Consider the following 13,517-nt stretch of genomic DNA (forward strand, 5'->3'; position numbering starts at 1 on the left):
CCCTCTCTGCTCGTTATTTCGCTGCTACTGCGGCGCGTGCTTCTTTCCAGCGCTTGTTGTAATCGGCGAATACTTTGGCCACATCGTCTGCCATAATGACATCTTGTGCGAAGCCGCTTGTATCGAATTGCATTTTGTTACCGATGCTGACGTACTCGTCGCTCTCTGCCACCATTTCAACGACTGTCGGCTTGAAGGACATGAATTCCGCCAATTGCGGCAGCTTGGATTCTTTATCCTTCAGCACCGGAATGAAACCGCCGAAATCGTCATAGCCGGATTCCTCGACAAGCCATTTCAAGAAGGCTTTGGCTGTCTCTACATTTCCGCTGTTCTTGCTGACTGCGTATGCGTAGTCAGGGCTCAGAAGCGCTTTTGCTTCGCCGCTGTTGTCGATTGGAAGCGGGAAGAAGCCGACATCCTCTGACTTCGCGCCGTTATCGATGACTTGATTGATAACCCAGTTGCCAAGGAGGTACATCGCCGTCGTGCCGGAAGCGACATCCTTCTTCGAGCCTTCCCAGTTCGTGGACATGAGATCTTTCTCGACGTAGCCTTTATCTACGATGGTCTTGATAATGTTCATCGCTTTCCAGTGCGGGCCATCTACAGGGAATGGCTCGTCTTGACCGGCCATCGTGTTGTGCAGACCCGGGTCATTGGCGAACAGGAACGCTTCTTGATCCCAGCCCATCAGCGGCCATTTGTCCTTGAAGTTCGTGGAGAGCGCAACGATACCAGCTGCCTTGAGCTTCTCACATGCGGCATAGAACTCATCGAGTGTCTTCGGAACTGCCGTAATGCCCGCTTTCTCGAATGCTTTCTTGTTGTACGTAATGCCCATTGCGGAGCTTCCGGAAACGATACCGTAAGTCGAGCCGTCCTGCGTGTAATTTTCTTTAAAATAAATGCGGTCATTCAGGCCCAAATCATCCAGCGGTGCGAAGAACTCCGGCAAATTCGCTTTCGTTACCGTCTTCGGAACGAGAATGACATCAGGCAGCTCATTGGATGCCAGACGAACCTTCATGGATTCCTCATAGTCCTTGATCGCTTCGAACTCAACCGTTGCTTCCGGGTACTTCTCCTTGAAGCGCTTAGCGTATTCCTTCAGCTCGGTTTCTACCAAATCGGTACGGTTCGTCGCGAATACGATCTTCCCTTTAATCGCGCTCTCCGCAGCCGGTTCCGCCTCGTTCGTCGCAGCGGCATTCGTTGTTGTATTGGTTGTGCTCTCTGTCGCAGCCGCTTCTTTATTCCCCTCGTTACTTTCGTTGTTGCCGCCTGATGAACAGCCTGCAAGCGCAGCCCCAAATACGACCGTCGACAACACCAGTGATGCCCACTTCTTCATTTCCTTCTTCCCCCTCATCAGTACTAGAGCGTTTTGTTATCGTTTACATTTTGAATTATGGAGGAATTTGAGAACGCTTTCTATGCAGCCGTTTTGTATTTATTGTCTTCTTTTTGGGTTCACTGATTATTAGCTGCCGCTCGTCTGATTCCTATATTTCTGCGGCGTGACGCCGACTGTTTTCTTAAATAGCTTGTTGAAATAGATGCCGTCGGCGTAACCTACGAGCTCACCGATCTGATAAGCCTTGAGATCGAGCCTGTCCTTCAGATACTCCTTGGCTCTGGCCATCCGCACCGAAGTGATATACTCCGTAATGGTTTGATTCGTCTCCCGCTTGAACAGGAAGCTTAGGTAGCTCGCGTTCAAGAACACGGTCTCCGCGAGTGCAGTCAGCTCGATTTCCTCCTGATAATGCTCCTGAATCCACATCTTCACCGTCTCGATGACGCGCTTGCCGCTCGCGTTGCGGGTCGGTTCCAGCGCCTTCACAACTTGATCGACGATCGCGATCAGCCATTCCTTCAAATCTCGCATCGCAAAATGAGAGGCCACCGTCCGATGAAAATCAAACGTCGCCCCCTGCAGCTCATAGAGCGCATCCAAGAAGCCGTCGATCTTGGTCGTGAGCGTATAGAAGAGATGTCCGGCCATATGCATGATCTCGTCATAGCCGGCTTTCCCCCGCTCCGCTTCGGCAAAGAACAGCGGAATGACATTCTTGATCGTATGGGAGTCGAGCATCTCGCAAGCGGTCTTGAACTGTTCATCAAGCGCCGGCATATTGAATTTCCACAGCTCTGCCTTCACGGACGGATCCTTCAAATTCAGCGCGAATGTCTCGCGCTCCTTGTAGAACTGATGCCTGCTCGCAGCGAGCGCTTCTACGTATGCGCTGTGCCAAGTCCCGCCTTGGCCTTGCGGCAGCACGCTCTCCCCGATGGCGATAAACCCGCCGCTGCGGTTGTGCAAATAGTCCATCATACGCAGACTGATGGCTCGCACACTTTTCTCCGGCTGTTTATTGTCCTCCTGGACGGACAGCAGTACGGCGATCAGGTTATTGGCCATGACGACGACATGGTGGAAGATCCCTTTGATCTCATCGAGGTAATGCAGCAGGCTCTCATGTGCGAGCATGTTGGAGGTGCGGAATACCATCACGGCTCCGCGGCCGGATTGTTGAAGTTCAGGCTGGATAGGCTCTGCCTGATCGGTTGCGCCGCTTTGCAGCAGTTTTCTAAGCTGCTCCTCCAGTTCTTGCCCCTTCTGCTGTTTCGCGACTACAGCCAACTGCTCCTCGTTCTCCCGCCGCTCGGACAGCCGCCGGTCTACCGTTTGCAGCAGCTGCGACAGCTCCTGCATATCTACCGGCTTAATCATATAATCATCCACGCCAAACTGGATGGCTTTGCGCGCATATTCAAAGTCATTGTAGCCGCTCAGAATCAGGCACCGAATGCCGGGAAGCTTCTCCTTCACAAGCTCGATGAACCGCAGCCCGTCCATATAAGGCATCTTAATGTCCGTAATGATGAGATCTACCTGCAGATCCGGAGCGCCGATTGCTGCCAGCGCTTCGGCCCCGTCCTCGTAGCTGCCGACAATGCGGTAGTCGCTCGAGAATCTCGTAATCATTTTCTCAAGACCGAGTCTTATAATTTCTTCATCGTCTACGATGGCAATGTTAAGCATCTTACAAGCCCCCAATATTCTGATCTATGCTGTACGCGGTTGATGGATAAGGCAGTGAGAGCGTCACGATCGTACCTTCGCCGACACGACTGTCGATGGTAACGCCGTAAGCGTTCCCGTAGCGCAGCTTGATTCGCTCGTTCACGTTCTTCAGGCCAATGCCTGATTTCATCTCCGTTTGCTCCGTTTGCCCGTTCAAATACTGCTGCAAATGCTGCAAGGTATGCGGATTGATGCCGTTGCCCTCGTCTTGGATATGGATGTGCAGCATCTCCCTCTCCAGCGTCGCATAGACACGGATATGTACTTTCGCTTTCTTTCCTTCCACGCCATGCAGGATCGCATTCTCCACAATCGGCTGGAACGTCAGCTTCAGCATGTGATAGCGCAGCACCTCAGGAGGAAGATCCGCTTCCCACTGAAACTGATTCTTGAAGCGGTATTTGAGCAGATCGAGATAGTTGCCCAGATGCTGAAGCTCCTCCTGCACCGTCACCATTTCTTTGCCCCGATTGATGCTGTACTGCATCAGCTTGCCGAGAATGAAGGTCATATCGGCTACATCGTTATCGTCGTTCAAGAGCGCTTTCATCCGAATCGTCTCGAGCGTGTTGTATATAAAATGCGGATTGATTTGGCTTTGCAGCGCTTCGAGTTCGGCTTCGTTCTTGCGGTTCTGGATGACGTAAATCTCGTCGATCAGATCCTTAATGCGCCTTAGCATGCGGTTGAACTGCGTGCCAAGCACACCGATTTCGTCCTTATTCTTGACCTTGAAACTGATATCGAGATTGCCCTGCTGGACAGCTCCCATAAGGCTCGACAGCTTGCGAAGCGGGTGTGTAAGCCGGAATGAAATCACGATCGAAACGATGAGTGCACCAATCATGATGATGATGGTTGCGCCTGTTGTAAGGTTGCGCGTAATCTTGGCGTCCTTGTGCAGATGCTTGACCGGGATATAGACAATCGTGCGCCAACCGGTTATTTTGGATTCGTTGTAGGTTGCAATATAGCTTTCGCCGTCAATCGTCGTCTCCACGCTGCCCTGCGTTCCCTTGATATCTGCGAGCAGCTGCGGGTTGGAGAGTGGCTTGCCAATGGACTGCTTGAGGCTGTCGTAGATAACCTGATGCGCATTGTCGATGATAAGCGTTCTGCCTTTGGTGATCGAATCCATCTGCTTGACCGTATCCTCGATGATGCTGAGCTTCGTATCGACGATGATCGTACCGATCGACTTATAAGAGCTGACGTCGCGAATATCCCGAATAACGGAGAACACATAGTAGGGGGTATGGCCCGGAATCGATATTTCCTGCGTGCTCAGAATAACCGGATTGCCTTTGCTTTGAGCCGCCAGTTTCTTCCATTCGGGGAAACGTTCCTTCAGGTCAGAGCGGACTGAATCCGTTTTCATTCTGTAAAAGACGTTGCCGTAGAGATCCAGAATATAGGTGGAGCTCATATCCTTGTTCATATTGTTCATCAGGCCGATGTAGAAATCGATCTTCTTCTGCTTCGACAAATCGAGGCTCGGCGAGACGAGAAATTGCTGCAGCTCCGAGGAGAACAGCGGGATCTTCGTAATCATCATCATGTTGGAAATATTCTCTTCCAGCTTACTCTGGAAGTTGTAGATCGCTTCGTTCATGTATTTCGTCGTATTGTCATTGATCGAGCTGATATAGTTCTGGTAAGAAATATAGCTGATGGCAATGATGGGACTGATAATGAAAAAAAGAAACACTGCCGTCAGCTTCTTCTGCATACTGTTTTGCACCATAAAAAAAGACCATAACCGTCTTATCGCACCGCGCATGAGCCATCCTCACCATCATCCTATTTTCAGTTCATCGTACATCACCTCTCTTATCCTTTCAATGCAAATAATAGAAATAGAACGGTTTCAGAACGAGTGAAAACCCGCTCCTTCGTTAGGAAGGCCGCGGGTTCTCCAGTATTGCTGGGGGCTTCTATATGTTGCGCCGATACTGACCTCCGACCTCATAAAGCGCTTGTGTGATTTGTCCGAGACTGGCCACTTTGACCGTTTCCATCAGCTCCTCGAACAAATTGCCACCGCTGACTGCGATCTGTTTCAAGCGCTGCAATGCCTCGGGTGCGGCAAGCTTGTGCTGTTCATGGAAGCTGCGTAAGCCCGCTATCTGCTGCGCCTTCTCTTCTGCCGTCGCCCTGGCAACCTGCAGCTCCGCCACATGCTCCTTGGGTTGCGGATTCAGAAACGTATTCACGCCAATGATGGGGAGCTCGCCGCTGTGCTTCTTCATTTCGTAAACGTACGATTCATCTTGGATCTTTCCGCGTTGATACTGGGATTCCATTGCCCCCAGCACGCCGCCGCGCACATGCAGCCGCTCGAATTCCAGCAGCACTGCTTCCTCTACCATATCTGTCAACTGCTCGATGAGATAGGAGCCCTGCAGCAGATTCTCGCACCGCATGAGCCCGAGTTCTTTGTTGATAATGAGCTGAATCGCCATGGCGCGGCGGACAGCTTCTTCGGAGGGGGTCGTGACGGCTTCATCGTAGGAGTTCGTATGCAAAGAATTGCAGTTGTCCATAATCGCCATCAGCGCTTGGAGCGAGGTGCGAATATCGTTGAAGTCCACCTCCTGGGCGTGGAGCGAGCGTCCCGAGGTTTGGATGTGGTATTTCAGCTTCTGGCTTCGCTCATCGGCACCGTATCGTTCCCGCATCACGACCGCCCATATTCGCCGCGCTACTCTTCCGATTACCGAATACTCTGCATCCAGACCGTTGCTGAAGAAGAACGATAGGTTCGGCGCGAACGCATTAATCGGCATCCCTCTGCTGAGGTAATACTCGACATAAGTGAACCCATTGGCCAGCGTGAACGCAAGCTGCGTAATGGGATTCGCCCCTGCCTCGGCGATATGATAGCCGGAGATCGAGACAGAATAGTAATTGCGTACCTCGTGCTCGATAAAATAGTGCTGGATATCGCCCATCATCCGAAGCGCGAACGGCATGGAGAAGAGGCATGTGTTCTGTCCTTGGTCTTCCTTGAGAATATCTGCCTGCACAGTGCCGCGAACGGTGCGGAGGGTTTGTTTGTGGATTTCAGCGGTTTCCTCCGGGGCGAGTGTACGGCCGAGTTTGCTTGCTGCCGCCTCCAGCTGCTGCTCAATCGCGATATTGAGAAACATCGCCAGCAGCATCGGTGCCGGCCCGTTAATCGTCATTGATACCGACGTTGCGGGATAGCATAGCTGGAATCCGGCATACAGCTTACGCATGTCGTCCAATGTGCATATGCTGACGCCGCTCTCGCCGATTTTGCCGTAGATGTCGGGTCTGTATGCCGGGTCTTCCCCATACAGTGTCACGGAATCGAAAGCGGTGCTGAGCCGTTTGGCCTGCTCGCCTTTGGAGAGATAGTGGAATCTGCGGTTCGTCCGCTCCGGGGTTCCTTCGCCGGCGAATTGGCGCTTCGGGTCTTCGCCTTCGCGCTTAAACGGGAACACGCCTGCCGTGTACGGAAACTCACCGGGGCGATTCTCTTTGTATGCCCAGTGGATGAGTTGGCCCCAATCCTCATAAGACGGGAGTACGACCCGCGGAATATCCAGGCCGGACAGGCTTCTGGCGTACAGTTCAGTTGTGATCGCTTGACCGCGAATCGTACTGGTGAACGCTTGGGCTCGGTATGCTTCAACTAGTGCGGGCCACTGCTTCAGAACCGTTCGCGACGCTTCATTCAGCTTGGCGAAATACGTATCGCGCAGCCGTTCAAGTGAGGGAATCGCAGTCTCATCACCTTCCGAACGCGCCGCCTCAATTGCGCCATCGATGCGGTAAGTCATTCGCGCGGCCGCCGCTTGCTCTTCGGTTAGCTGCTTGTAGCGGCGGACGGTTTGCACAATTTCACTCAGATAGCCGCTGCGTTCGTCCGGGATGATTGTTTGTTTCTGTGATGGTTGACCGAGGTGACCTTGCCGGCCGGACTGGCCTGTCGGCGTACTTACGGCGGTAACGGTGGATGCTGGCAGCACGCACGCATCAGCGTTTCGTTCGCCAAGCTTTTGCATAATCGCAGCGAATAACCGGCTCATGCCGGCATCGTTGAATTGGCTAGCATTCGTGCCGTAAACCGGCATGTCCTGCCAATTCCGGTCAAACAGCTGCCTGCTTCGCTGAACCTGTTTCTTCACTTCTCTCAGCGCATCCTCGGAGCCTCGGCGGTCGAACTTATTGATGACGATCAGATCGCCGTAATCGATCATCTCGATCTTCTCCAGCTGGCTCGGCGCGCCGAATTCGCTCGTCATGACATACACGGAAAGGTCCGCGACTGCAGTGATTTGATTGTCCGCTTGGCCAATTCCGCTCGTCTCCACGACGATCAGGTCATAGCCTGCGGCTTTCGCCGTTATGATGGCGTCTGCTATCGCTGCGGACAGCTCTGATCTAGACCCGCGCGTAGCAAAACTACGCATAAAAACGCGATCCGAATACACCGCGTTCATCCGAATCCGGTCGCCAAGCAGGGCGCCGCCGGTCTTTTGTTTGGTCGGGTCTACCGACAGTACGACGATCGTCTTATCGGGGTCATGCTGCAGATAGCGATGTACGAATTCGTCGGTAAGGGAGCTCTTGCCTGCGCCTCCGGTGCCTGTAATGCCAAGAATTGGCGCGTTCCCCGCTGCCAGAGCAACTTCTGCGAACAGTAGTCTGAGCCGCTCTGCTTCATCCCCATCAGTAGCTGTCACCCGCTTCTCTGCTAATGTCATGAAAGTCGCGGTCGTACGGTCATTACGGGCTGCAAGCTTCGCTGGCGTATCCCCGAAATCGACCACAGTCGAATAGTCGCATGCTTCCAGCATGACATTAATCATCCCTTGCAGACCTAAACGCCTTCCATCCTCAGGAGAGAAGATGCGCGTTACACCGCAGCGATGAAGCTCATCTGCTTCTGCAGGCAGAATGACACCTCCGCCTCCTCCGAATATTCGAATATGGCCGGCCCCCGACTCCCGGAGCAAATCCACCATGTATTTAAAGAACGCCACATGTCCGCCCTGATACGAGGATACCGCGATCCCCTGAACATCCTCTTGAATGGCCGCTTTTATAATCTCGCGTACGGATCGATTATGCCCCAGATGGATGACTTCTGCGCCGCTAGCCTGCAATATTCGTCGCATGATGGTGATGGATGCGTCATGCCCGTCAAACAAAGCGGATGCTGTCACGAAACGAACCTGATGTACCGGCACATACCGACTGACCTCTTCGTTCATACCGATCGCCTCCGAATGCTACCGTTGTTTGTTATCTTTATGCGGCGAAGAGTGTCCTTATATCCAAAAAACCGCCCAGCGGCGAGACGGACCAAGCTCTCGTTCCGCCGACCGACAAAAAAAGCCGCCCCTTCAAAATGAAGAGGCGGCTTTGCCTTAAAAGCTAAGTTTCCTTGTTCGCATCCGATACGCGGTATGCACCGTAAATGGCCAAATCGTCCTCACCCAAATGGTCGGGAATATCGGTATTGGGCGTGCCGAGCGCTTCATGAATTCGCATCCAGAGCAGTGTGCGTTCATAGCGCTGATGAATGCTCCCAAACCGGTGATTCTCCAAGAGGGCCTTCGCTTCGGTCAGCGAACCCCGAGCGACTAACATAGCCGCTCTGCGCTCCACCAGCCCATCGTCTTGCAGCGCATCTACCTGCTTGAACCAGCGCTCCCGTTCCTCCAATGTGGAATGCCCAATAGCTTCGAGCGTCATATCCCGCTCAATAAACAGCTGCGGATGCAGCTTCCATGCAGTGGATTCGATGCTCTCGTACGCTATTCTTGACGCCTCGTACTCCTGCTTCACGACGCGCAGCAGCCTTCCAAGCAGCGCGTAAGCGCAGTCCACATTCAGCGTTTGCAGAAGCCCAATTGCATCATCTATCTGATCTTGCGCCGCCAGCCATACTGCATGGTAATAGCTCCAGAGCGAGCGGTTCGCTTCGCCCGGATCTTCCGCCCCTGCCCAGTACAGCGCTTCGCCGAGTCTCTCCATCCCAGATGGCGGCCAGCAGAAGCTCTCCGGTTCAGGCGGGGCAGGAAACACCTCGCATGTACCTCCGCTGTAAGCGGTCAGCAGCTCCAGCCAAGGCAGCGTCATCCCCCGCTTCACCCAATCGAATAACGGCACCCGGCTAAGCTCTACGAGCTGCGGAGCCGGAAGCGCAAGGCCCCGAATATCCAGCGGCACCGTGCTTGGTATCCAATATTCGGTATGCGTATGACGAGCACCGGGCTGCAGCTTCGTGTTGTCCGCCTGCTCAAGCAGCGGCCCCGCTTGAATCTCGACATAGCTCTCATTGCGCTGCGCAGTCTGATGCGCCCAGGCTTCATGTCTCCCTGTGCCGTATAACCACAGCTTCATCCCCGGTGTCTCCGCCGGGTCAGCGATATGGTATAAGCCGCTTCCCAAGCTCGGCGTGTACATCCCGAATGCCGTGCAGTCGGATGTCTTCCAGAAGAACCCCTGCATCCGATCGAAGTCCGTCAAACGGTATTCACGATCGCCGCTCCACTCCAGCTCTTCAAGCACATCCGCATGCCGAAGCACATGTCCTGTCGGAAAGTGAAACTGTGAATCCGCGCGCGCCGGGAGCGCAGCGTTCGACCAAGACATCCACGCATGCGCCTGCGAGGTGGGATTCATAAACGTTGTCCGCTGAGTTAAGAAGCGGTCCTTCTCGCCCAGCGAATATTCTACCGTCCAATGCATCCCGTAGCGCACTTCCCGCTCGCCGCACCACACATACAGCCGATCCTCGATTTGCTCGGCAACGGCATGCACGGCTTCGATCTGAACAGGTGTATGCGCAATAGGGAAGCTTACCTCGATGCCGCCGCTAATAAAAGCCATACGAGGCAATATGCGTACCGGCCGCACTGCTCCTGCGTTGAACAACATTTCCTTGCCGCTCTGTTTGTCGAGAATGGAATGGATTTTGCCGCCTAAATCCGGGCATACCGTAACCTTCAGCCATTCATTCTCAATGGCGATCATCCGCAGCTTGCGGAGAACCGGCCGCTCTGCCGTCTCACTAAAACTCACATACGGGTAGATGCCCTCTTCATCGCATACGGTTGGCACAGGCCCGCAAGGCTGCGACTCATGAACGAGCATCGGCTCCATCCACTCAGATTGTTTCAGCATGAGAATTCCCCTTGCTTGCAGCATAAATCCACTGATTCACGCGCTGACGCATGCGCAGCAGCCAAGCGCTGCCTTTCTCATAGTCCCTAAACGTGAGGGGACCCGCCATATTCTCTTCCAGCAGTGCAACCGTCGCTTCTTTGCCGATATAGCTCTCCAGCAATTGAAGCGCGCGAACATCTTGGAATGCCTCACGCAGAACTTCCAAACGAATGGACGTGATCGGACCGCTCTTGCCCGGATAGACCAAGAACGCGTCTCCCGAAGGGAAGGCATGGTCGGCATCCGTCACCGTGAACGGATCAATGGCTCGGCGCGAACGCTGGGAGTACCAGTGGTTGTAGCCCCAATGCAGAAACCCTTGTATATTGTGCTTGTACAGCTGCACGCCAATAATTCGGTTGCGCGCCGAAGGCATATTGAAGAAACGATTGGATTCGTTATGCTTGTACTCGCAGCAGCAATAATACGCCCAGAGCGGATCGGCCTCTCCGGCAATATAAGTGTGAATATGCTCCGTCGATACAACGGGATGCGTCAGCAGCCCTTTCTCATAGAACTCATATTCCGATAAGGCGTCAATGATCGGAAACTCGCCGTCAAATAACGAGCGGACAAGCGTACTTGCATTCGTATACGATTCCAAGTCATGGAGAGTCGGCTCATCGGACAAATGAAAATAACAGCTTTGCTCGAGGCCATGCAATCGAATGAACTTCACCAGTTCAGGAATGAACTGCGTGAGGAATTGTTTATATTCTTCTCCGGCGGCATCCGTCTCCCAGCCGAAAATTTGCACATGCTCACCCTCGAGCTCCGCAAAGATCTTCGGTGCATGCTTCGCTCCCCACTGTGTGAACAAATGGGAAAACTCAAACCGCTGAATTCCATTACGGCGGCATAGCGCAACCCATCTCTCCAGCAGCGAGAAATTAAACAGATACTCGCTGCCTATACGCTTCACGCCAATCAACTGGACAGTCGGGCGATATTTCCCGTAATCCAGCTCAAGCGGCGGAGAGAACAGCGGCGTCAAAATCAAATTCATGCCATATTCGGCATAGTGAGCAACATAGGTCTCGACGATGCTCCAGTGCGCTTCCGAGAACATCTCGACATTGTACTGGGTCGCAAGGCAATCGAAATAGAACCATTCCGTATGGAGAAGACGCTGTTCCGGCAGCTTGACGCCGATGACATCCAGTCGGAAAGTTTCCGACCCCAGTTCCACTCCCGCTTCATCCGTGAACCGGATGACAATAGGATGGACGCCGGGTACGGCATCGTTTTGGAGCTGAACGGTCACCCACACGGAGCGCCACTGCTTCGGAAGTGCATGTACAGTGCCATCCTCAAGCGGATACAGCGGATCCGGATAAAGCCCCGGCGTTGTCCGCAGCAAATAATCGTCGGGGTCGTTGTAGTTTGTAAGCTCGGACGGTACAAGACCGACACTTCTAATCGTTATCGCATCCGCCAAATCCGACGATTCGGCAATTACTCGAATGTTCTTCATCAGATAAGCGGCGCGGTAGGCGACCTGAAAGGAATAATACTCGCCAAGCAGCGCTGAGCCTTCATGAAATGCAGACTCCGGCAGCTCCTCGTCGGCAAATACCTTCATAAGCGAATGGACGCATCTCGTCTCAAAATTGGCAGTCTGTGTCATCTTATCCCTCCTCCGAAAGTGCCGCGAGCAGTTTAATGTGCACCTGTTCGAAGTGCGCCGGATCCTCGTTTGCCTCATTGAAGCTGATTAGGCAGCTATGCGTCAGTTCATCTGCGAGCGCCTTATCCTTCTTCGCAAGCTGCATCAGAAGCTCGTAATCCTCGATGCCTGCACGCATCGCCTCTAGGCGTACGCTTCCGATCGGACCGTTCGTTCCCGGGAACGTAATATGCGTATCTCCCGGCGGGAAGCAAAGATCTGTCTGCTCGTACGGGTCTTTATCGTCATCGCAATGGTTAAGTCCCCAGTGCAGGAAACCTTCCAAATCGTATTTATAGTTGCCCCAATGCAAATACCGCGTCCGCAGCAAAGGCATGTCCCACAAGCGATTCATCGAGGAGCCGCCCGGGAAGCAGCAGGTGTAGAACCACAGCTTGTCGCCAAGCGCTCTCAGCTTCTCGAACTGTTCGCGATGTTCCAAGTAGTAGATATTCTTCGGTACCAGAATGTCGACCGAACCGGCCAGATCGTAGGTTTCAACTGCTTCGAGCAGTGGAATGCCCGGCATGAATTTCCGCACGATCCCCGATAGGATGCGATACTCCTCGACGCTGCTTCCGATCGGCTCGTCCGCTACATGCTGTACCAGCTTGCTCAGCCAGCCATTCTGCTCGAGGAACGTACGCCACGCAGGCAGAAACTGCGACAAGTAGGCATATCCTTCCGTCGATATTGCCTTGATCGCCTCGCCGCCGTTCCATGTATTCCAAATAAAAAATTCCGAGCCCCAGAAATCTTTGCGCCCGGCGACCAGACCGCCTTCAATATGGGTAAACCCAAGGCTGAAGTACATCCGAATAAGCCGCTCCGCCCTAGCAAAATTAAACTGATAGCGATCCTCGCCGACAAGGCTGACCTGCACCGCATCCATCGGCACCCAGAAATGCGTTTGGCGTCCCCGGCGCATCAATCTGCCGTACTTCTCAATCATCGCCCAGTGCCCTTCCGACCATAGCTCAACGTTATAGCGCTTGGCCATATTCGGCAGGCTGAACCAGTTGGTGACGGCAAGTGTTTCCTCCTTCGGTACCACGGCCTGATAGACCTCCATTTCGACCGGAATGAGGCATGTCTCTTCTCCGATCGTAACAGCCACCTCACCTGTGAAATTTCCGGTCCCGGCATCGACCGGAATCTCCCAGCACAGATACAACGCTTCCGTAGCGCCGCGAGTCATGACGCCCTCAGTCAGCGGCTTCATCGCCTCATATACGCGAAACGGCGCTTGTCGCGTGGTATAGCCTTCCGCCGATTCACCTTCATTCACGCAGTGACTAATCGGACCCGTGTTCTTCTCTACATAAATATCAATTAATTGATAGACCTCCGGCTGACGCAGGAATACACTGCCCGTCGAACGCACAAACTCGCAATGAATCTCGGCATTTGGCACTGCATCGTTAAATAGAATCTGGCATGCAGCATAGCTGCCTCTTGCTGTTGCCAGCTTGATCGCTGTGATGCCGTCCTCCGAAACGACGCTATCCGGGTAGATCCATTCATTCATGCTGAATATTTGATATTTCATGCGTACAG

The 13,517-nt window shown here is 53.4% G+C and carries 7 protein-coding genes; all 7 read right to left on the bottom strand.

Features of this window, described 5'->3' with window-relative positions; all coding sequences use genetic code 11:
- Positions 1-13: 13 nt before the first annotated feature.
- The 7 genes from AC506A_RS15810 to AC506A_RS15840 all read right to left on the bottom strand — a co-directional run bounded on the left by AC506A_RS15810 (position 14) and on the right by AC506A_RS15840 (position 13,509).
- Positions 14-1,354, bottom strand: coding sequence for an ABC transporter substrate-binding protein (locus AC506A_RS15810; protein WP_495461976.1), 1,341 nt, complete (start codon positions 1,352-1,354; stop codon positions 14-16).
- Positions 1,355-1,483: 129 nt separating this feature from the next.
- Entirely contained in the window at positions 1,484-3,049 is a 1,566-nt protein-coding gene (locus AC506A_RS15815; RefSeq protein ID WP_495461977.1) for a response regulator, read from the bottom strand.
- 1 nt (position 3,050) lies between these two features.
- Positions 3,051-4,820: a cache domain-containing sensor histidine kinase gene (locus AC506A_RS15820; RefSeq protein ID WP_495461978.1), complete on the bottom strand. Its 1,770-nt coding sequence runs from the start codon at positions 4,818-4,820 to the stop codon at positions 3,051-3,053.
- A gap of 205 nt (positions 4,821-5,025) precedes the next feature.
- Positions 5,026-8,334, bottom strand: a complete 3,309-nt coding sequence (gene icmF / locus AC506A_RS15825; protein ID WP_495461979.1) for a fused isobutyryl-CoA mutase/GTPase IcmF — start codon at positions 8,332-8,334, stop codon at positions 5,026-5,028.
- A 163-nt stretch (positions 8,335-8,497) separates the two neighbouring features.
- Positions 8,498-10,252, bottom strand: a complete 1,755-nt coding sequence (locus AC506A_RS15830; protein ID WP_495461980.1) for a DUF5107 domain-containing protein — start codon at positions 10,250-10,252, stop codon at positions 8,498-8,500.
- Complete coding sequence (locus AC506A_RS15835; protein WP_495461981.1) at positions 10,236-11,921, bottom strand: DUF4091 domain-containing protein; 1,686 nt, start codon at positions 11,919-11,921, stop codon at positions 10,236-10,238. The genes AC506A_RS15830 and AC506A_RS15835 overlap by 17 nt, the downstream gene beginning before the upstream one ends.
- Before the next feature lies 1 nt (position 11,922).
- On the bottom strand, positions 11,923-13,509 hold the full coding sequence (locus AC506A_RS15840) for a DUF4091 domain-containing protein (protein ID WP_495461982.1): 1,587 nt from the start codon (positions 13,507-13,509) through the stop codon (positions 11,923-11,925).
- Between the last annotated feature and the right edge of the window lie 8 nt (positions 13,510-13,517).

It is taken from the genome of Paenibacillus sp. N22P23, from assembly GCF_059383735.1.

Coding starts and splice junctions, on each gene's coding strand:
- AC506A_RS15810 (WP_495461976.1), bottom strand. CDS start 1,354: ATGAAGAAGTGGGCATCACTGGTGTTGTCGACGGTCGTATTTGGGGCT.
- AC506A_RS15815 (WP_495461977.1), bottom strand. CDS start 3,049: ATGCTTAACATTGCCATCGTAGACGATGAAGAAATTATAAGACTCGGT.
- AC506A_RS15820 (WP_495461978.1), bottom strand. CDS start 4,820: ATGCAGAAGAAGCTGACGGCAGTGTTTCTTTTTTTCATTATCAGTCCC.
- icmF (WP_495461979.1), bottom strand. CDS start 8,334: ATGAACGAAGAGGTCAGTCGGTATGTGCCGGTACATCAGGTTCGTTTC.
- AC506A_RS15830 (WP_495461980.1), bottom strand. CDS start 10,252: ATGCTGAAACAATCTGAGTGGATGGAGCCGATGCTCGTTCATGAGTCG.
- AC506A_RS15835 (WP_495461981.1), bottom strand. CDS start 11,921: ATGACACAGACTGCCAATTTTGAGACGAGATGCGTCCATTCGCTTATG.
- AC506A_RS15840 (WP_495461982.1), bottom strand. CDS start 13,509: ATGAAATATCAAATATTCAGCATGAATGAATGGATCTACCCGGATAGC.